Origin of the sequence: Methylobacterium sp. Leaf111, from assembly GCF_001423285.1 — a bacterium.
In the GTDB taxonomy this organism is placed as follows: Bacteria; Pseudomonadota; Alphaproteobacteria; order Rhizobiales; family Beijerinckiaceae; genus Methylobacterium.
In genome coordinates, this window is sequence record NZ_LMNE01000001.1 from 348052 (window position 1) to 366877 (window position 18826).

General features: G+C 67.6%; 17 protein-coding genes. 4 read left to right on the forward strand and 13 right to left on the reverse strand.

Annotated features, from left to right (window positions below; genetic code table 11):
* Window positions 1-71: 71 nt before the first annotated feature.
* The 9 genes from ASF41_RS01480 to ASF41_RS01520 all read right to left on the reverse strand — a co-directional run bounded on the left by ASF41_RS01480 (window position 72) and on the right by ASF41_RS01520 (window position 11092).
* On the reverse strand, window positions 72-506 hold the full coding sequence (locus ASF41_RS01480) for a heme-binding protein (RefSeq protein WP_056210996.1): 435 nt from the start codon (window positions 504-506) through the stop codon (window positions 72-74).
* 220 nt (window positions 507-726) lie between these two features.
* A complete protein-coding gene (locus tag ASF41_RS01485) occupies window positions 727-1701 on the reverse strand; it encodes a CoA ester lyase (RefSeq protein ID WP_056210994.1) in 975 nt (324 codons plus the stop codon).
* A gap of 130 nt (window positions 1702-1831) precedes the next feature.
* On the reverse strand, window positions 1832-4591 hold the full coding sequence (locus tag ASF41_RS01490) for a phosphoenolpyruvate carboxylase (protein WP_056490245.1): 2760 nt from the start codon (window positions 4589-4591) through the stop codon (window positions 1832-1834).
* Window positions 4592-4827: 236 nt separating this feature from the next.
* The gene (gene sucD, locus ASF41_RS01495) at window positions 4828-5721 is read right to left on the reverse strand and encodes a succinate--CoA ligase subunit alpha (protein ID WP_056353730.1); all 894 of its coding nucleotides are present in this window, start codon (window positions 5719-5721) and stop codon (window positions 4828-4830) included.
* Window positions 5722-5739: 18 nt separating this feature from the next.
* A complete protein-coding gene (locus ASF41_RS01500) occupies window positions 5740-6918 on the reverse strand; it encodes a malate--CoA ligase subunit beta (protein ID WP_056210987.1) in 1179 nt (392 codons plus the stop codon).
* 272 nt (window positions 6919-7190) lie between these two features.
* On the reverse strand, window positions 7191-7832 hold the full coding sequence (fchA, locus tag ASF41_RS01505) for a methenyltetrahydrofolate cyclohydrolase (protein ID WP_056490248.1): 642 nt from the start codon (window positions 7830-7832) through the stop codon (window positions 7191-7193).
* A gap of 5 nt (window positions 7833-7837) precedes the next feature.
* Window positions 7838-8698 (reverse strand): NADP-dependent methylenetetrahydromethanopterin/methylenetetrahydrofolate dehydrogenase, encoded by an 861-nt coding sequence (locus tag ASF41_RS01510; protein WP_056210983.1) that lies wholly within the window; start codon window positions 8696-8698, stop codon window positions 7838-7840.
* A gap of 116 nt (window positions 8699-8814) precedes the next feature.
* Window positions 8815-9753 carry a D-2-hydroxyacid dehydrogenase gene (locus ASF41_RS01515; RefSeq protein ID WP_056490251.1) on the reverse strand — a complete coding sequence of 313 codons (939 nt, stop codon included), beginning with the start codon at window positions 9751-9753 and terminating at the stop codon, window positions 8815-8817.
* A 130-nt stretch (window positions 9754-9883) separates the two neighbouring features.
* Window positions 9884-11092 (reverse strand): aminotransferase class V-fold PLP-dependent enzyme, encoded by a 1209-nt coding sequence (locus ASF41_RS01520; protein WP_056210979.1) that lies wholly within the window; start codon window positions 11090-11092, stop codon window positions 9884-9886.
* A 586-nt stretch (window positions 11093-11678) separates the two neighbouring features.
* On the opposite strand from ASF41_RS01520, the gene ASF41_RS01525 reads away from it, so the two are divergent.
* From ASF41_RS01525 to ASF41_RS01535, 3 genes are all read left to right on the forward strand, one after another.
* On the forward strand, window positions 11679-12500 hold the full coding sequence (locus ASF41_RS01525; RefSeq protein ID WP_056210977.1) for a UDP-2,3-diacylglucosamine diphosphatase: 822 nt from the start codon (window positions 11679-11681) through the stop codon (window positions 12498-12500).
* Complete coding sequence (locus ASF41_RS01530) at window positions 12497-13567, forward strand: glycosyltransferase family 1 protein (RefSeq protein WP_056490255.1); 1071 nt, start codon at window positions 12497-12499, stop codon at window positions 13565-13567. The genes ASF41_RS01525 and ASF41_RS01530 overlap by 4 nt, the downstream gene beginning before the upstream one ends.
* 65 nt (window positions 13568-13632) lie before the next feature.
* Window positions 13633-14262: a ribonuclease HII gene (locus ASF41_RS01535; protein WP_156653172.1), complete on the forward strand. Its 630-nt coding sequence runs from the start codon at window positions 13633-13635 to the stop codon at window positions 14260-14262.
* Here ASF41_RS01535 and ASF41_RS01540 read toward each other — a convergent pair.
* Window positions 14228-15352 carry a PA0069 family radical SAM protein gene (locus tag ASF41_RS01540; RefSeq protein WP_056490258.1) on the reverse strand — a complete coding sequence of 375 codons (1125 nt, stop codon included), beginning with the start codon at window positions 15350-15352 and terminating at the stop codon, window positions 14228-14230. The two genes, ASF41_RS01535 and ASF41_RS01540, sit on opposite strands and share 35 nt — an antisense overlap.
* A 169-nt stretch (window positions 15353-15521) precedes the next feature.
* On the opposite strand from ASF41_RS01540, the gene ASF41_RS01545 reads away from it, so the two are divergent.
* Complete coding sequence (locus ASF41_RS01545) at window positions 15522-16043, forward strand: hypothetical protein (RefSeq protein ID WP_056210969.1); 522 nt, start codon at window positions 15522-15524, stop codon at window positions 16041-16043.
* A gap of 30 nt (window positions 16044-16073) precedes the next feature.
* Here ASF41_RS01545 and moaB read toward each other — a convergent pair whose 3' ends face one another.
* The 3 genes from moaB to ASF41_RS01560 all read right to left on the reverse strand — a co-directional run bounded on the left by moaB (window position 16074) and on the right by ASF41_RS01560 (window position 18625).
* A complete protein-coding gene (moaB, locus tag ASF41_RS01550) occupies window positions 16074-16631 on the reverse strand; it encodes a molybdenum cofactor biosynthesis protein B (protein ID WP_056490261.1) in 558 nt (185 codons plus the stop codon).
* An 85-nt stretch (window positions 16632-16716) separates the two neighbouring features.
* On the reverse strand, window positions 16717-17628 hold the full coding sequence (locus ASF41_RS01555) for a neutral zinc metallopeptidase (RefSeq protein WP_056490264.1): 912 nt from the start codon (window positions 17626-17628) through the stop codon (window positions 16717-16719).
* Window positions 17629-17731: 103 nt separating this feature from the next.
* A complete protein-coding gene (locus tag ASF41_RS01560; protein WP_056490267.1) occupies window positions 17732-18625 on the reverse strand; it encodes a uracil-DNA glycosylase family protein in 894 nt (297 codons plus the stop codon).
* Between the last annotated feature and the right edge of the window lie 201 nt (window positions 18626-18826).

Consider the following 18826-nt stretch of genomic DNA (forward strand, 5'->3'; position numbering starts at 1 on the left):
GTGGCCCGCAAGGAAAAGCCCCGCTCTCGCGAGCGGGGCTTTTCGCTGTTCGAAGGGGGTTCGCACGCAGATCAGGTCCGCCAGGGGTGCGCGGGCAGCTCCGTCGACCCGATGCAGCTTGCGCCGGCCAGCGCCACCGCATGGTCGTTCTCGACCGTCGATCCGCTGACGCCGATGGCGCCGGACATCTCGCCGTCCTTGTCGACGATCGGGATGCCGCCCGGGAAGGTGATCAGGCCGTCGTTCGAATGCTCGATCCCGTAGAGCGGTCCGCCGGGCTGCGAGAGCTGACCGATCTGCCCGGTCATCATGCCGAAGAAGACAGAGGTCTTGGCCTTCTTCTGCGAAATGTCGATGGAGCCGACCCAGGCGCCGTCCATCCGGTAGAAGGCCTTCAGGTTTCCGCCGGAATCCACGACGGCGATGCACATCTGTGTGCCGAGCTCCGCGGCCTTCGCGCGGGCGGCCTCGATGGCCTTGTGCGCGTCTTCGATGGTCACGTGCATGATGGTATCTCCCTGAATACCTGGTGAGGGTCTTATGTCATGCGCCCGTCAGTCGGCTCGCTCTTGCAGGTTTGCCGCAACGCTTGGCCATGGCGGGCGTGGATTAACGAATGACGGGCGGTCTTGGTGCCGGCCAAGCTGCGGACCGGTCACCAAACAAAAGGGCCGCCCCGAGAGGGGCGGCCGAGTTGCGGGTTTCGTCAGGCGTCGGGCCGAGCCCTCAGCTCGCCGACATCGCGTTGGCCTTCTCGATCAGCGCCTCGGCCATGCGGATGGAGGCGATGTCGATGAGGCGGCCGTCGAGGGACACGGCGCCCTTGCCGGCCTTGGCGGCATCTTCCATGGCCGCCAGGATGCGGCGAGCCTTGTCGACCTCGGCAGCGGACGGGGTGAACACCTCGTTGGCGAGGTCGATCTGCGAGGGGTGGATCGCCCACTTGCCTTCGAAGCCGAGCGCGGCGCAGCGGCGGGCAGCGGAGGTGTAGCCGTCCGGATCGGAGAAGTCGCCGAAGGGACCGTCGATCGGGCGCAGGCCATAAGCGCGGCAGGCGACCATCATGCGGGCCTGGGCGAACAGCCACGGGTCCTGCCAATGGGTCTCGCGGTTGCCGGCCTCGTCCTTGTCGGTCAGGACCGAATAGTCCTTGTTCACGCCGCCGATGACGGTGGAGCGGGCGCGGGTCGAAGCGGCGTAGTCGGCGACGCCGAAGGACATGGCCTCCAGGCGCTTCGACGAGGTGGCGATCGCCTCGACGTTGGCCATGCCGAGAGCGGTTTCGATCAGGACCTCGAAGCCGATCTTCTTCTCGCGCTTTTTGGCCTGCTCGATCTGCGTCACCATCACGTCGATGGCGTAGACGTCGGCCGGCACGCCGACCTTGGGGATCAGGATCATGTCGAGGCGCGGACACGCTTCAACGATGTCGACCACGTCGCGGTACATGTAGTGGGTGTCGAGACCGTTGATGCGGATCATCATGGTCTTGTTGCCCCAGTCGATCTCGTTGAGCGCCTGGATGATGTTCTTGCGGGCCTGCTCCTTGTCGTCGGGAGCGACCGCGTCTTCGAGATCGAGGAAGATCACGTCGGCCTTCGAGGTGGCCGACTTCTCCATGAAGGTCGGGTTGGAGCCCGGGACGGCGAGTTCCGAGCGGTGGAGGCGCGGCGTGGCCTGTTGGATCAGGGTAAAGCTCATGGGGATTCCTTCCTGTTGCGAATGATTGGGTCGTTCAGGAGACCCGACGGTCGGGCCACCATACCCGTCCGGGTGCGGCTGCGCGCAAGACCGAGGGCCGGTGGCGGTCTTCGGTCTTGGGACAAATGGATCACCCCGTCGCGCCGAAGCCGACGGCGATGCAATTGATCGAGAGCAGCAAGGCGGACTTCACCGCCTCGCGTCGATCCTCGTCCTCCTCCGAGCGGAAGCGGCGCAGGAGCTCGACCTGCTCGCGGCTGACCTGGTTGATGGTCGGCAGGCGCCCGTTGAGGCGGTCGCGGAACAGGGGGAAGCGCTCGGCGAGCTCGCGGCCGCCGCTGACCCGCAGGGCCATCTCGCGGGTCAGGGCGTACTCGGCCTCGATCATCGGGAAGATGCTGTTGCGCGCGTTCTCGTCGGGGACGAGGCTCGCGTAGTCGCGCGCGATCTCCAGATCGACCATCAGCAGCGTCTTCTCGACCTCGTCGAGGATGAGCCGGAACGGCTTCGATTCAGCGAACAGCCGCCGCAGCTGGGCCTCGCCCTGCTGACCGCGCACGTCGAGGAAGCTCTTGAGGCCCGAACCGACACCATACCAGCCCGTGATGACGTGGCGGTTCTGCGACCAGGCGAACACCCACGGGATGGCGCGCAGGTCGGAGAGCGACCGGGCGCCGAAGCGACGGGCCGGGCGGGAGCCGATGTTGAGGAGCGCGATCTCGTCGAGGGGGCTCGCGGCGCCGAAATACGTCACCAGGTCGGGGTGCTGGATCAGGTTGACGTAGGCCGCGCGCGAGGCGCCCGACAGCGCCTCCAAGCAATCGTCGAACTCGTTACGGGGGATCTTGGCGGCCTCGCGCTCCGACTTCAGGGCGTGCTCGAAGACCGAGGAGGCCAGAAGCTCCATCTGGTAGGCGGCGGTGCCCCGGTTGGCGTACTTGAACGAGACGACTTCGCCCTGCTCGGTGGTGCGGAAGCGTCCGTTGATCGAGCCCGGTGGCTGGGCCGCGATGGCCCGTGCGGTCGGAGCGCCGCCGCGGCTGACCGAACCGCCGCGGCCGTGGAAGAACGCGATCGGCACGCCGGAGGCCTTGCCGAGCTGGGTCAGCTTGTCCTGCGCCTTGTAGAGTTCCCAGTTCGAGGCGACGAAGCCGCCGTCCTTGTTCGAATCCGAGTACCCGATCATCACCTCCTGGACGCCCCCCTGCCAGCGGGTCGAGCGGCGCACCACCGGGATCGAGAACAGCTCCTTCATGATCGCGGGCGCGGCGCGGAGATCGTCGATGGTCTCGAACAGCGGCACGATCGGCAGGCAGCAGATTTCGGTGCCGGTGGCGTCGAGGAAGTTGCCGGCCTCCTTGGCCAGCAGGTAGGCGCCGAGGATGTCCTGCACCGAGCGGGTCATCGATAGGATGAAGGCGCCGAAGGCTTCGCGGTCGAGCTGCTCACGCATCTCGCCCACCAGCGCGAAGGTCTCTAGGGTCTCGCGGGCGTCGTCCGGCAGGTCGTCGAAGCTGCGCTCCCCGGTCCGGGGTTTGGCCAGTTCCTCGATCAGCCACTTCTTCCACTCGGGTGAGTCGACGTCGGGCGGGGTGCGGTTCTGCCCATGGGACTGGATCCACAGGGCCTGCAGGGTCTTGGTGGTGCGGGTGGTGTTCTCGCGCAGGTCCAGGCGGACGGTGGAGAAGCGGAAGATCTCCACCATGCGCCGCACCGGGCGCACCAAGTCGATCGCCAGCGAGGCGCATTTCGCGTCGGCGAGCCCCTGCTCCAGGGTCCGCAGGTCGTTGATGAGGCCGTCGGCACTCGGGTAGTCGGGTCCGGTCGAGCGCTGACCCTTGTTACGCAGGATCGTCGCCTCGAGCTTGCGCAGGATGCAGGTGAGGAACTGCCGATAGGCCTCGCCCGGGTTGCGGTTGGCGATGGCGCGGCCGTCGCCGCTCTCGGCCAGCATCTGCGCCAATTCGGCCTTGAAGGTCGCCGGCACCGGCAGCGAGCGTTCGGTGAGGGAGAGCGTGCGCCCGAGGGCCGTCACGCCGTCGCGGTAGCGCCGCAGGGAGGCGAGCGCGTTGCGCTGCAGGGTGGTGCGGGTGACGGACGAGGTGACGTAGGGGTTGCCGTCGCGGTCGCCGCCGATCCAGGAGCCGAACTGGAAAAACGCCGGCACCTCGAACTTTTCGTCCGGGTAGTACTGCGCCAGGCTCTCCTCCAGGGAATAGAGCACCTCGGGCAGCATCTCGAACAGCGTCTCGTCGAAGAAGTGCAAGCCCCAGGCGACCTCGCGCTCGACGGTGGCCTTCTCCAGGTGGAGTTCGCCCGTCATCCAGACGAGCTCAATCTGGTCGCGCAGCTCGTTCATCAGGCCGTTGCGCTCGCGCTCGGTCCAGCGCGGCAGTTCCAGCTCGCGCAGCACGAGGTAGATGCGGCGGAACTTCTCCAGCACGGTGACGCGCTTGCCCTCGGTGGGATGCGCGGTGATCGTTGGGCGGATTCGGAGATCCTTGAGCAGCGCGTGGATTTCCGGAGCCTTGATGCCATTCGCCGCCGCATCGGCCAGCACGGCGCTGAAGCTGCCGCTCAGCGCCTCGCGGCCCTTGGTGCGCTCGACCTGACGGCGCCGGCGCATGGCGGCGTTCTGCTCGGCGATCGAGAGGAGCTGGAACCAGATGCCCTGCACCTGCAGCGCGCGGGCCAGCAGCTCGGGCGAGAATTCCGAGATGTTGGCGCGGCCGTGCAGCACGTCCTCGAGTTCGGGCTCGTGCCGGCGGGCAACGTCCAGAAGGGCATGGAACAGGATGTCGAGCGCTTCCTTCGACGAGGTGCCCGTGATGACGGGCGGCGCGAAGGCGTGGTCGACGGCTCCGACCGGGGCGTGAAGGGTATCCGTCATCGAAGGCCACCTCGAGGGAAGTATTAGCCGATTGACCGCGACGGAGGCAGCCAATGGATTGGTCTGTTGCGCCCCGCCGGCATGGGATCGGCGCCAGCCGTCGGGTTTTCAGTCGCGTCGCCCCTCCCCACACGCGCGATCGATTTCGGCTAGGCCGGCGATCCGCCGGGGGGGAGCGGTGAGTCGAGTTTCGAATGTCGGCGCGTGGCCGATCCGCAGGACGGATCGGCGTCGGCTCACGCCGCCAGCTTGCGCATCACCTGCGCCACCGTCGTGCCGAACTCACCGGGGCTCGGAGCGACCGTAAGACCGTAGGAGCGCATGATCTCGGCCTTCTCGGCGGCGGAATCGCCGGTCGCCGAGATGATCGCACCGGCATGGCCCATGCGGCGGCCCTTCGGGGCAGTGAGGCCGGCCACGAAGCCGATGACCGGCTTCGTCATGTTCTCCTTGATCCAGGCGGAGGCCTCGGCCTCCTGCGGACCGCCGATTTCGCCGATCATCAGGACGGCCTTGGTCTCCGGGTCCTGCTCGAACAGGGCAAGATGATCGAGGAACGACGATCCGTTGATCGGGTCGCCGCCGATGCCCACCGAGGTGGTGATGCCGATACCCTCGTCCTTCATCTGCGCGGCGGCCTCGTACCCGAGGGTGCCGGAGCGCGAGATCACGCCGACATTGCCCTTCAGGTAGATGTGACCGGGCATAATGCCGAGCATCGACTTGCCGGGCGAGATGATGCCGGCGCAGTTCGGGCCCACCACCATGGTGCGCTTGTCCTTGGGGTAGCGGCGCAGATAGCGCTTCACCCGCATCATGTCCTGGGCCGGGATGCCGTCGGTGATCGAGCAGATCAACGCGAGGCCGGCATCGGCCCCTTCCATGATGGCGTCGGCCGCGAAGGGAGGCGCCACGAAGGTGATGGAGGTGGTGGCGCCGGTGGCTTCCACGGCCTCCCTGACGGTGTTGAACACCGGCACGCCGAGATGAGTCTTGCCGCCCTTGCCGGGGGTGACGCCGCCGACGACGTTGGAGCCGTACTCCATCATCTCCTTGGCGTGGAAAGTGCCCTTGTCGCCCGTGATGCCCTGGATGATGATCGGGGTCTTCTCGTCGATCAGAATGCTCATGACGTATCCTCCCCGTTCTTAGTTGGCGCGCTTGGTCGCGGCGCAGGCCTCGACGGCCTTGGCGGCGGCGTCGGACAGGCTGTTGGCGGTGATGAGGTCGAGGCCGCTCTCGGCCAGGATCTTCTGGCCCGCCTCGACGTTCGTGCCGGCGAGCCGCACGATCAGCGGCACGTCGATCTTCACCTCGCGCGCCGCCTGAATGACGCCCTGCGCGACCCAGTCGCAGCGGTTGATGCCAGCGAAGATGTTGACGAGGATCGCCTTCACGTTGCGATCCGACAGGACGAGGCGGAAGGCCGTGGCGACCCGGTCCGGCGAGGCGCCGCCACCGACATCGAGGAAGTTCGCGGGCTCGCCGCCGGCATGCTTGATCATGTCCATGGTGGCCATGGCGAGGCCGGCGCCGTTCACGATGCAGCCGATCTCACCCTCGAGGCCGATATACGAGAGGTTGTGCTCAGCGGCCTGGGCCTCGCGCGGGTCGCCCTGCGAGGGGTCGTGCATGTCGGCGATGTTGCGCCGGCGGAACATGGCGTTGTCGTCGAAGGACATCTTCGCGTCGAGCGCCAGGACCCGGTCGTCCTTGGTGACGACCAGGGGGTTGATCTCCAGCATGGTGCCGTCGCAATCGCGGAACGCCCGGTAGGCGTTCATGATCGTCTTCACGGCGGCCGACACCTGCTTGATATTGAGGCCGAGCTGGAACGCGATCTCGCGGGCCTGGAACTGCTGCAGGCCGACGGCGGGTTCGACGACCACCTGGATCAACGCCTCCGGCTCATTGGCGGCGATCTCCTCGATGTCCATGCCGCCGCGCTGGGAGGCGATGACCCGCACGCGCTCGGCCTTCCGGTCGAGGACGTAGCCGAGGTAGAGTTCGCGCTCGAACGGATCCGCGGTCTCGACGTAGACGCGCTGGACCGGCTTGCCCTCGGGCCCCGTCTGGAGGGTCACGAGGCGCTTACCGAGGAGATCCTTGGCGGCGTCGCGCACCTCGTTGTAGGTCCGGCACAGCTTGATCCCGCCGGCCTTGCCGCGGGCGCCGGCGTGGATCTGCGCCTTCACGGCCCAGAACGATCCTCCGAGCTCGGTCGCGGCGTAGACCGCCTGGTCGGCGCTGAAGGCCACGGCTCCCTTGGGAACGGCGACACCGAAGCCGGCAAGCAGTTCCTTGGCCTGGTACTCGTGCACGTCCATCAGCGTTCTCCTCGGCGTTTCTTTCTTGGGGCGACTGTCTCGTAAATTTCACTTCACGGAAAGTGCTTCGCCATTTATATTTTTTTAAATTACCGTTCACTCTGCCTTGAGGAACGGTGAACTGTATTCAATTTGCACAAGAGCTGCCCCGATGGCGTCGGGAGCAGCTCTTGTTACCTCTGATCGTCCGGTTTGTCTTGAGCCGATGCCTCGCGGAACCGCCCGGACGTTCCCGAGGCCGACTCACCTTGGGGCCCGAGTCGGATCGCGCCTCAGTTCACCTTGGCCTTGACGACCTCATAGATGGACTCATTCAGCGGACCGGCCGAGCCCAGGAGGGTTTCGAGTTCGCGCAGGCGCTCGTCTGCGAAGGCGCGGTCGTCGAGGCCCTTGGCGTTGACGTAGACGTTCAGGGCCGCGCTGCGCAGGCCCGCATGCGCGGAGAGCACCGCAACACCGGCATCCGAGATCACGTTCAGGTTGCCCTTTTCGGCGACCGTCTGGGCGAGGTCGATGACCTTGCGGCAGGCGCGGCAACATTCGAGCGGCACGTCGGTGGCGACCTTGAGGGCGGCCTGGATCCGGTCCGCCCGCGCGGCCTTCTCCTCGTCGGTGGTCTTGGGAAGCCCATAGGCGCCCATGACCGCGTCGAAGGCCTCGACGTCGTCGGCGATCATACCGGTGAGTTCGGCGCGCAGGGCCTCGGACTGTCCGAGGATCTCCTTGAGCTCGCCCTCGACCTCGACGTACTTCTTCTTCCCGATGGTGAGGTTGCACACCATGCTGAGGAGGGCGGCACCCATGGCGCCCGAGATGGCGGCGGCACCGCCGCCGCCGGGCGTGGGCGCCGAACTCGCCAGACCATCCAAGAAGGTCTGGATCGTCTCGTGCGCGGGATTCTCTTTCTCCGCCATGGCGATCAGGCCATCTTCTTGGCGAGCGCGTAGATCGCCTCGGCGTCGAGCACCTGCTCGGTGTTGTCGAAGAGCTGGCCGACGCAGGCGCGGTGCAGCTTGAGCTTCAGGCCGCCGATGCCGAGCGCGCCGAACACTTTCTTGCCGTGCCGATCCTTGCCCTTGTCCATGGCCTCGATGCCGCCGAAGCCGAGGGGCGGCTGAGCGTTGTAATCGGCCACGAACTCGATGCTGGCCTCGTCCTTCCAGGCGTCCTCGGGCAGGAGCTCGAGGCCGATGGCGCCGGCCGAGAACACGAGGTTCTGGCCCTTGACGATCTGCGCGCGCGAGGCGGCGTCGGGCGTCTCGGCGGCCTTGATGTTCACCTTGAAGCGGGTGTTGATCTGGTCGGCGGCGGCCTGGGCCTTGTCGAGGGAGCGACCGCACAGGATGACGTCGGCGCCTTCCTGCGCGAGGAGCGCGGCCGAGCGCATGCCGACCGGGCCGGTGCCCGCGAGCACGACGGCCTTCTTGCCCTGGAGCGACCCGGCCGCCTTTTGCACCAGCGCGACGCCGGCGGCGGCGGTGGTGTTGGAGCCGTTGGAATCGAGCATGATCGAGACGCGGAACGGGCCGAAGAAGCGCTTCTTCACCGCCTCGAACACGGCCTCGCCGGCCGCCATGCTGCCGCCGCCGACGAAGATCGCCGTCGACTTCTTCTCGGAGCCGCCGCGGGTGTAGATCGTGCCGTCGACCAGTGCGCCGACATTGTCCGGAGTGACGTTGCCGTAGCCGGTGATGTGATCCGCGCCGCCATCGTAACCGACGACCACGTCGAACACGCTCGGGACGGCGTCGGTGTCGAATTGGAACAGCAGCTTCTTCATGTCTTCAGGATCCCTGTCGGTTCCGCGCTCGGCACGGCTGGCGTTTGGTTTCGATTTGGTCGATCGCTTCGGCGATCACGATGCGCCCCCGCGCGAGTGGGGAGCGCGGGCCCGCGTCACACTACGTTCTGCGGCTTGCCGGCGACGAAGGCCTCAACATTGTCGACGAGCTGGTCGGCGAGAATCTGCATGGCCTCCTTGCTGGCCCAGGCCACGTGCGGCGTGACGATGAGGTTGGGCAGGTCGAGCTCGCACAGGATGTTGCCGTTCTTGGGCGGCTCGGTCATCACCACGTCGAAGCCGGCGCCGCCGATGGTGCCCGCCTTAAGGGCTTCGGCTAGAGCCTCCTCGTCGACGAGGCCGCCGCGCGCGGTGTTGATGAGGAGCGCGTGCTTCTTCATCTTCGCGAGTTGTTCGCGCCCGATCATGTTGCGGGTTTCGGGCGTCAGCGGCGCGTGCAGCGTGATGACGTCGGACTCGCGCAGGATCGTCTCGAAATCGACGAGGCCCTCCTGGGGGAACACGTCGTAGGCGATGACCGTCATGCCGAGGGCTTCCGCCCGCTTGGCGATGGACTTGCCGAGCGCGCCGTAGCCGACGATGCCCAGCGTCGAGCCGGCGATGTCGTGGATCGGGTAGTCGAAGTAGCAGAATTGGGTCGACTTCGCCCAATCGCCCCGGCGCACGGAGTTGGCGTAGGGCACGATGGCCCGGCGCAGGGCGAACATCAGGCCGATCACGTGCTCGGGCACCGTGTTGAAGGCGTAGCCGCGGATGTTGACGATGGTGATGCCCTGGGCCTTGGCGGCCTCCTTGTCGACCACGTCGGTGCCGGTGGCGGCCACCGCGATCAGCTTGAGGTCGGGGAGCTGCTTCAGGGTTTCGGCCCGCATCGGGACCTTGTTGATCAGCGCGATCTCGGCACCCTTCAGGCGCTCGACGATCTCCTCCGGCGTCCAGGTCGACTCGTACTCGACGTACTCGTGGGGGAAGTTGAACTCACGGACGTTGGCGTCCAGGGACTCGCGGTCGAGGAACACGATCTTCTTCGTCATGGAATCCTCTGGCCGATCCGGCCAAGTCTCGGATAGGGCACGTCACGGGTGGGGTCGAGGTCGTGGCCGGGATGGGCGAACCCATCCCGGCCGAACGTCTGGCTTCGAAAGATCCGGAACCCGGAAAGGCTCAGGACTTCGAGAGCGGGTTCTCGCGCAGGTAGCTCGAGGCGGCGGCGACGCCGGAGCCGGGCTGGACCTTCACGCCGTGATCGAGCATCGACATCTCGGCACCCGCGATGGCGCCCAGCAGCGACAGTTCGTTCATGTCACCGACGTGACCGATGCGGAACACCTTGCCGGCCACCTGGCTCAGACCGGCGCCGAGCGCTAGGTTATAGCGCACGTAGGCGTGCTTGATGATCGCGGCGGCGTCGACGCCCTCCGGCACCAGGATGGCCGTGACCGTGTCGGAGTTCCACTTGGGCTCCTTGGCACAGGTCTTCAGGCCCCAGGCGGCCACGGCCTGGCGGGTCGCCTCGCCGAGGACGTGATGGCGGTGGTAGACGTTCTCGAGGCCTTCCTCGTTGAGGCAGGCCAGGGCCTCGCGCAGGCCGTAGAGCAGCGGCAGCGACGGGGTGTAGGGGAAGTAGCCGGCCGGGTTCTGCTTCTGGTGGTCGGCCCAGTCGAAGTACACGTGTGCGAGGCGGTCGTTCTGGCCCGACGAGGTGTCGGCGGCCTTGAGCGCCTTCTGGCTGACGCAGATCACGCCGAGGCCGGCGGGGAGCATCAGGCCCTTCTGCGAGCCGGCGATGGCGCAATCGACCTTCCACTCGTCCATCTTGAAGGGGAGCGAGCCGATCGAGGAGACGCCGTCGACGAACAGCAGGGCCGGGTGGCCGGCGGCGTCGATCGCCTTGCGCACGGCACCGACATCGCTGGTGACGCCGGTGGCGGTCTCGTTATGGACGACCATGACGGCTTTGATCTCGTGGTTCTTGTCGGCGCGCAGGGCCTCGCCGATCCGCTCCGGGTTCGCACCCGTGCCCCACTCCTCGTCCTGGACGATGACTTCCAGGCCGAGGCGCTGGGCCATGTCGATCCAGAGGTGGCTGAACTGGCCGAAGCGGGCGGCCAGGACCTTGTCACCGCGCGACAGGGTGTTGGACAGGGCGGATTCCCAGATGCCGGTGCCGGAGGCCGGGAACAGGAAGATGGTGCCCTCGGTCGAACCGTAGACGGCCTTCGTGTCCTGAAAGAGCGGCTTGGTCAGCGTGGGGAAGTCCACCGAACGGTGATCCTCGGACTGCACCATCATCGCGCGCATCACGCGATCCGGGATGTTCGTCGGGCCCGGGACGAACAGGTGGTTCCGGCCGGGACGTCGCGTTGCCGCCATGATGTTTTCTCCGTTTCTCACGTTAGTGACCACACGCGCCCTGGCGTGCGGCGACAATGATGCGCCGAGGGTTGAAGCGGATCGCACGGAGCGTCCCGGGACGATCCCGAGTGCTCGTAGCGGCCGCTGGTTAGATGAATCGCGGGACGAACTCGTACGTGCGCGACCTGTGGACGGATACAGGACCCAGGTCCGCCCGCGCCGAAGAAAGCCCTTCGACGCCCGTCGCCGCGCGCGCCACCGAATACCACAAGCCTCTTCTCCATGGGCCGGGTCGCGCGACACGCGCTGACCGCTGGGCCGTTTCAGCGTCGTCGTCCCCGGGGACGGCACCCTTAGTTCGCCTCGATGGGCTCCGGTCATGCGTTCTCGAACGCCGCCCGGTGGGGCACCTTGAGCGGGACTATGCCCGGCTTCCCGCCGAAAGGAAAACCCGAAATACTTGGTCTCAAATCAAAATTTTTTTTGTGGAAGAAGAGCTTACGTCGCGGCGCCGAAGGCGGCCGGTCTGACAAGGCCGACGTCATCAAACTGATACGGGAATCCGGTTTGGCTCCAGGGATCGGAGGCTGTCCCGGAGGCGAACGTGGGCGAAGACACCGAGACGACCCGCGTCCGGACCCTGTTCCTGTCCGACATGCATCTGGGGACCAAGGGTTGCCAAGCCGATCTGCTGCTGGAATTCCTGCGTGATTACGATGCGGACGAGATCTACCTCGTCGGCGATATCGTGGATGGCTGGCAACTCAAGTCCGGCTGGTACTGGCCGCAGAGCCACAACGACGTCGTGCAGAAGCTCATGCGCAAGGTTCGCAAGGGCTCGACGCTGGTCTACGTCCCGGGCAACCACGACGAGTTCCTGCGCGATTATATCGGCATGACCTTCGGTGGCATCGAAATCGCCGATCAGCGGGTGCATGAGGCCGCCGACGGCAAGCGCTACCTCGTCATCCACGGCGACCAATTCGACATGGTGGTCCGCCATGCCCGGTGGCTCGCGTTCCTGGGCGACGGCGCCTACACCTTCGCCCTCTTCGTGAACACCTACGTCAACACCGTGCGCCGCCGCCTCGGCCTCGCCTACTGGTCGCTCTCCGCCTGGGCCAAGCTGAAGGTCAAGAACGCCGTCAACTTCATCGGCAAGTTCGAGGAATTGCTCAGCGCCGAGGCCAAGCGCGTCGGGGCCGACGGGGTGATCTGCGGCCACATCCACCACGCGGCCAACCGGCAGATCAACGGTCTCACCTACCTGAACACCGGCGACTGGGTGGAATCCTGCACCGCCATCGTCGAGCACTACGACGGCACCATGGAGGTGTTGCACTATCCGAGCCTGCTGAGGGCCCGCGCCGGGCGGACCGATCTCGTCGACCGCACGCGGCCCGACGGAGCCCGGGCGGTCGCGTGAGGCTCCTCATCGCGACGGATGCCTGGCATCCGCAAGTCAACGGCGTGGTCCGCTCCCTGGAGAACATGGCCGCGGCGGGGGCTGCCTACGGCTTTGACCCGGTGTTCCTGACCCACCAGGACTTCGCCTCCCTGCCCCTGCCGGGCTATCCCGAGATTCGGGTCGCCTACGCCACCAAGCGGCACGTGGCGCGCCTCTGGGACGATCTGCAGCCCACCCACGTCCACATCTCCACGGAAGGGACCGTGGGCTATGCCACGCGGCGATACTGCCTCGCCCATGGCCGCCCGTTCACCACGAGCTATCACACCCGCTTCCCGGAATACCTCTCCGCCCGGGCCCCCGTGCCCGAAACCTGGAGCTATGCCTGGCTGCGCCGGTTCCATGGCGCGGCCAACGGCACCATGGTCTCGACCCCCTCCCTGGAGCGCGACCTCCACGCGCGCGGCTTCACCAACCTGATACGCTGGACGCGCGGCGTCGACACCGAGCTGTTCCGGCCTCGCCCGCCGGATGCGCCGGACCTTGCCGGGCTGCCGCGGCCGATCTTCCTCTCGGTGGGACGGCTCGCGGTGGAGAAGAACCTCGAGGCGTTCCTGCGCCTCGATCTGCCTGGAACGAAGGTCGTCGTCGGCGACGGCCCGGATCGGGCGCGCCTCGCGGGGATTGCGCCGGCGGCCCGCTTTCTCGGCATCCGCACCGGCGCCGCCCTCGCCGCCCTCTACGCCGCTGCCGACGTCTTCGTGTTTCCGAGCCTGACCGACACCTTCGGAATCGTGCTTCTCGAAGCCCTCGCCTGTGGCGTCCCAGTGGCCGCCTATCCCGTCACCGGGCCCCTCGACGTCATCGGCCGGACCGGTGCCGGCGTCCTCGATCACGACTTGCGTGCGGCCGCCCTGGCCGCCTTGGCAATTCCGCGGGAGCGTTGCCGCAGCGAAGCCCTGCGGTACACCTGGGCCGAGAGCGCGCGGCAGTTCTACGACAACATCGCACAAGCCCATGGCAGCACGTCCGTCCGGGTTCGGGCCGCGGGCACGCCATCGCGGGGCATCGTCGAACTCGGCTGACGCGTGGACCCGACTGGCCACGCACGCTAGGGGAAGGGATCAGCCCCCTGCCCGGACCCTGCCCGATGCCGCCCTTCGACCCGCGCCTGGCGGAGACCTACCCGGCCGTGATCGGCTGCGACGAGGTTGGGCGGGGGGCCCTCTGCGGCCCGGTGATCGTCGCGGCGGTGTGGTTTGCGCCGGCTGCATTCCCGCCCGAGCTTCTGGCGCGTCTCGACGACAGCAAGCGCCTGAAGGCGGCCGAGCGCGAGGCGTTGACTCCACTCATCCGGGCGTGGGCCCGCGTCGCGGTGGCGGCCGGATCGCGCGCGCTGGTGGACCGGATCAACGTCCGCGCTGCCACCCTCGACGCCATGCGGCGCGCGGTCCTCGGCCTGCATCTCGACGCACCGGTCTGGGTCGACGGCCGCGACACGATTCCGGGACTCGCCCTCCCCGGCCGCGCCGTGGTGGGCGGCGACCGGCTGGTGCCGCAGATCGCCGCCGCCTCCATCGTGGCCAAGACCCTGCGCGACGCATTGATGCGTCGGCTGGCCGGGCGCTACCCGGACTACGGCTGGGCGAGCAACGTCGGCTACGGCACGCGCACCCATCTCGCCGGCCTTGCACACCGCGGCCGCTCGCCCCATCATCGGCTCAGCTTCACGCGCGCCTACGATCTCAGAACAGGCTCAACTGGTCGCGCGGAACCCTGAACAGGTCGACGCGCAGGCGACGACGGACTTCGGGATAGCCGAGGCGCTGCCGGGCGAGCCGCATGCGCTGGCGGATCAGGTCGGCATAGGCGCCGGTGCCGGTCATCCGCGTGCCGAAAGCGGCGTCATAGGCCTTTCCGCCCCGCGCGGCGCGGACCAGCGACATGACGTGGCGCTGGCGGCCTGGGTAATGCTCGGCGAACCAGTCGTTCACCAGGTCATCGAGTTCGAGCGGCAGGCGCAGGAGTACGTGGCTCGCCTCCACGGCGCCGAGCGCCCGGGCCCGGGCGAGGATCGCCTCCAGCTCGTGGTCGTTCAACGAAGGGATGATCGGCGCGGCGATGACCATCACGGGAATGCCCGCGGCGCTCAGGCGGGCAATCGCGTCCAGGCGCTTTTGCGGATGCGGCGCGCGGGGCTCCAGCCGGCGTGCCAGGACGGGATCGAGGGTGGTCACCGAGATCGCGACCTTCACGAGACCGTCGCGCGCGAGGTCGGTGAGGAGGTCGAGATCGCGCACGACGAGATTCGATTTCGTCACGATGCCGACCGGGTGGCGGAACCGCGCCAGGACCTCCAGCACCGCGCGGGTGACGCGATGCTCCCGTTCGATCGGCTGGTAGGGATCGGTGGCGGTGCCCAGGGCGATCGTGGCGGGACGGTAGCCCGGTGCCGACAACTCCGTTTCGAGCAGAGCGCCGGCACCCACCTTCCGGAACAGCTTGGTCTCGAAGTCGAGGCCCGGTGACAGGCCGACATAGGCGTGGTTCGGACGGGCGAAGCAGTAAACGCAGCCGTGCTCGCAGCCGCGGTAGGGATTGATCGAGCGATCGAACGAGATGTCGGGCGAGGTGTTGCGGGTGATCAGCGTGCGGGCATGCTCCGGCCGCACCTCGGTCCGGACGGGGACCGCCTCCTCATTCCCGGACCAGCCGTCGTCGAAGGTTTCCCGTCGGGCCGCCTCGTACCGTCCGCTCGGATTGGCCGTGGCACCCCGGCCCCGCCGCCCCATCGGCTGCGGTGTGGTCTCGCCGAGGCGTCGCGCAGCCGCGGGGCCGGCGGACGATGGGCGAGTGGCGTCTGCTGGCATGGGCGAGGTTCATCCGTTGGGATCGGACGAGAACGTATCATGAACAAATGCTCGGGGCGCTGCAAAAATTTCAGGCAGAACGCGTGTCGTGTCGCGTTTCTACCCATTTGCGTCCTCTGCGTCGCCGCGATGTGGCTTGGCGCTACGCGAAAATACGGTATGCGCGCGCATGCTTTCGGCTCTCATCTCCGTGGCGCGGCCTGCCGACCCCGATTCCGTCGATCATCTCGCCGATACGCTAGGCGCGCTGGTCGCCGGAGTTGCGGCAGGACTCGTCGGTGACGCGGTGATCGTCGTGCCGGTCGCGAATGCGATGATCGAGGCCGTGGCCGAGGCGACCGGCGCGACGGTCGTTCTGCGTGGTCGTGGGTCGTCGCCCTGGTCGGCCGGTGCAAAGATCGCGCGCCGGGACTGGGTGCTGTGTCTCGAGGCCGGCGATGTTCCCGCCGAGGGTTGGATCCGTCTTCTGGACCGCTTCATTGGGACGGCCCGCCCGGAGGTGTCTTTGGCCCGCTTGCGCCGCCCCCATACCGGCCTGCCGGCACGCCTGGCCGCCGGAGGGGAGCGCGTCATCGGCGTGAACGCTCCACGCCCAGGCGATCTGGTGCGCCGCGAACGCCTGCTGGCGGGCCCGAAATTCATCCGCCGTTTGAAGGCCCGCCCGCTCGCGGCGCGCCTCGACCGGGCGTAATCGCCGCGGATCGCGGGTCGACCGTCCCGCCTACACCGAGATCGAAGCGCCGCGACGCAGGTGCTCGTCTAGGCGGGGCATGATCTCGACGAAGTTGCAGGGCCGATGGCGGTAGTCGAGCTGCGCGGCCAGGATGCCGTCCCAAGCGTCGCGGCAGGCGCCGGGAGAGCCGGGCAGAACGAAGATGTAGGTCGCGTTCGCGACGCCCGCCGTGGCGCGCGACTGCAAGGTCGAGGTTCCGATCTTGTCGTAGGAAATGCGGTGGAAGACGGCCGAGAAACCATCCATGCGCTTCTCGAACAGGGGCTCGATTGCCTCGGGCGTCACGTCGCGACCCGTGAAACCGGTGCCGCCCGTGGTGATGACCACGTCGACGGCCGGGTCACGGCTCCAGCACTCGACCTGTCCGCGGATCGCCTCGACCTCGTCGGGGACGATGGCGCGGGCGGCCAGGGTGTGCCCCGCCGCCGTGAGGCGCTCGACGAGGGTGTCGCCGGAGCGGTCGTCCCCCTCGCTGCGGGTGTCCGATACCGTGAGGACCGCGATGGCCAGCGGGATGAAGCTGCGGGTCTTGTCGGATGCGACCATCTTGGAATGCCTTCAACCGAACGCGGGCGGGACGGGACCGATCCTACGCGAAAGTCCCGCCCCCCGACAGCGCGCCGGCTGCAGCTCAGTTCCGCGCGGCCCGGAACGTGTCGCAGGATTTCGTCTGTCCGCTGCGATAGCCGGTCATGAACCAGCGCATCCGCTGCTCGGATGAGCCGTGCGTGAAGGAATCCGGCACGGCATACCCCTGCGACTGCTTCTGAAGCTTGTCGTCGCCGATGGCGCTCGCCGCCTGCATCGCCTCTTCGATGTCGCCCTGCTCCAGGGCGTTATACTTGTCGTTGGAATTCTTGGCCCAGACGCCCGCGAGGCAGTCGGCCATGAGCTCGGTGCGCACGGACAGCTGGTTCGCCTCGGTCTTGGTCGACGCGTTCTGCTGGCGGCCCTGGACCTTGCCGAGAATGCCGAGTTCGTCCTGGACGTGATGGCCGACCTCGTGGGCGATGACGTAGGCGTAGGCAAAGTCGCCCTTCACGCCGAACTTCTGCTCCATCTCCTTGAAGAACGAAGTGTCGAGATAGACCTTCTTGTCGATCGGACAGTAGAACGGCCCCATGGCGGCCTGGGCCGAGCCGCAGCCGCTGCGGGTGCCGCCGGTGTAGAGCACCATCGCGGTCGGGCGGTACTGGCGGCCCGTCTGGTTCGGCAGGACCTCCTTCCACACGTCCTCGGTGTTGCCGAGGATCGCGGCGGCGAAGCGCCCGCTCTCGTCCGTCGGCTTGGTCTTGCGCTGGGCCTGGGTCTGGGGGTCGACCTGCTCCTGGCGCGGGCGTCCGCCGCCGGACATCTGCTCGGCACCGCCGATCAGGACCGCCGGGTTGATGCCCGTGACCCAGCCGATGATGCACAGGATCACGATGGTGCCGATGCCAAGGCCACCGGCTCCGCCGCCGGGAAAGCCGAACCCACCACCGCCGCCACCTTCGCCGCGCCGATCCTCGACATTGTCCGACGAGCGGAAATCTTCCCAGCGCATGATCTCGTTACACCCTGTCCGGCCACGCGGCGTCACACACGGCCGCGTGAAGTAAGTCGCAGCTACGGGATACGGTTCCGCTTGGGCGCCGGCCCGAGCGGGCTCAGGCCTTCCCGTCGAGGGCGGCGCGCAAGGTCCGGAAGTCCCGCCAGGCGAGGCGCTTCTGCAGCGGCTGGCGAAGGAGATAGGCCGGATGCAGCGTCGCCAGGGCACGGATCTCGCGGCTCCCGACGCGGTAGGGGTAGAAGCGACCGCGCGCCTTCAAGATGCCGTCCTTGGTGCCGGTGATCGCCTGCGTCGCCGGGCTGCCGAGGCAAACGATGAGGTCCGGATCGGCGAGTTCGATCTGCCGTTCGATGAACGGCCTGCAGATCGAGACCTCCTGAGGGGTCGGGTTGCGGTTCCCCGGCGGCCGCCACGGCACGATGTTGGTGACGTAAGCGTTCGTCCGGTCGAGGCCGATGGCCGCCATCATGCGGTCGAGAAGCTTGCCCGAACGGCCCATGAAGGGTTTGCCGACGCGGTCCTCGTCGGCCCCCGGGGCCTCGCCGATGAACATCAGCTTCGCCGCCGGATTGCCGTCGGCGAAGACGAGGTTCTTGGCGGTGAATTTCAGCGGGCAACCATCGAAGCCGGCGAGCAGCGCCTCCAGCTCGTCGAGGCTCTGCACGTCGCGGGCCCGCGCACGCGCATCGCCGGCCGCCTCCCCAGGCCTGGACGCGGCCGACTGGCCGAAGGTCCGGGCCGGCGGCGGGACCGCGCCGCGCTGGGGCAAATCGGCCAGGACCATGCCGGCGCCGGGCAAGGGTGGCCGCGGCGGGGCCGGCGCGTCGCGCAAAGGCGTGGGCCGTGCGGGGGGCGCCGTCATCGGCTCGGGCGCCTCGGCCTCCGAGAAGCGATCGTGGGGCGCCTCGTCGAGGAAGAGGTCGAGTCCGGCCTCGACGTGAAAATCGAGGCTGGCGATGAGATCCCGCTGGCGGTCGTCGCTCTGGCTCATGATCCCGATGTGGCGCCTCACGCAGTTGTGGACAACCGGGCGTGCGACGCTGCGCACTGCCTTTTGACCCGCGCGACATCGTCACCCGCTGCCCCCGAGACCTTGGCGCCGCTTGCGTTCTCAGGTTGGAATGGGTTGAGAGTGATCGCCGGACACGGGATCGTCGGTCCGTAGACGGACGATCGGGACGAATGACGAGGG

What these genes read in the sequence shown, in the direction of transcription:
- ASF41_RS01480 (WP_056210996.1), bottom strand. Translation starts at nt 506, where the DNA reads ATGCACGTGACCATCGAAGACGCGCACAAGGCCATCGAGGCCGCCCGC.
- ASF41_RS01485 (WP_056210994.1), bottom strand. Translation starts at nt 1,701, where the DNA reads ATGAGCTTTACCCTGATCCAACAGGCCACGCCGCGCCTCCACCGCTCG.
- ASF41_RS01490 (WP_056490245.1), bottom strand. Translation starts at nt 4,591, where the DNA reads ATGACGGATACCCTTCACGCCCCGGTCGGAGCCGTCGACCACGCCTTC.
- sucD (WP_056353730.1), bottom strand. Translation starts at nt 5,721, where the DNA reads ATGAGCATTCTGATCGACGAGAAGACCCCGATCATCATCCAGGGCATC.
- ASF41_RS01500 (WP_056210987.1), bottom strand. Translation starts at nt 6,918, where the DNA reads ATGGACGTGCACGAGTACCAGGCCAAGGAACTGCTTGCCGGCTTCGGT.
- fchA (WP_056490248.1), bottom strand. Translation starts at nt 7,832, where the DNA reads ATGGCGGAGAAAGAGAATCCCGCGCACGAGACGATCCAGACCTTCTTG.
- ASF41_RS01510 (WP_056210983.1), bottom strand. Translation starts at nt 8,698, where the DNA reads ATGAAGAAGCTGCTGTTCCAATTCGACACCGACGCCGTCCCGAGCGTG.
- ASF41_RS01515 (WP_056490251.1), bottom strand. Translation starts at nt 9,753, where the DNA reads ATGACGAAGAAGATCGTGTTCCTCGACCGCGAGTCCCTGGACGCCAAC.
- ASF41_RS01520 (WP_056210979.1), bottom strand. Translation starts at nt 11,092, where the DNA reads ATGGCGGCAACGCGACGTCCCGGCCGGAACCACCTGTTCGTCCCGGGC.
- ASF41_RS01535 (WP_156653172.1), top strand. Translation starts at nt 13,633, where the DNA reads ATGCCGCCCTTCGACCCGCGCCTGGCGGAGACCTACCCGGCCGTGATC.
- ASF41_RS01540 (WP_056490258.1), bottom strand. Translation starts at nt 15,352, where the DNA reads ATGCCAGCAGACGCCACTCGCCCATCGTCCGCCGGCCCCGCGGCTGCG.
- ASF41_RS01545 (WP_056210969.1), top strand. Translation starts at nt 15,522, where the DNA reads ATGCTTTCGGCTCTCATCTCCGTGGCGCGGCCTGCCGACCCCGATTCC.
- moaB (WP_056490261.1), bottom strand. Translation starts at nt 16,631, where the DNA reads ATGGTCGCATCCGACAAGACCCGCAGCTTCATCCCGCTGGCCATCGCG.
- ASF41_RS01555 (WP_056490264.1), bottom strand. Translation starts at nt 17,628, where the DNA reads ATGCGCTGGGAAGATTTCCGCTCGTCGGACAATGTCGAGGATCGGCGC.
- ASF41_RS01560 (WP_056490267.1), bottom strand. Translation starts at nt 18,625, where the DNA reads ATGAGCCAGAGCGACGACCGCCAGCGGGATCTCATCGCCAGCCTCGAT.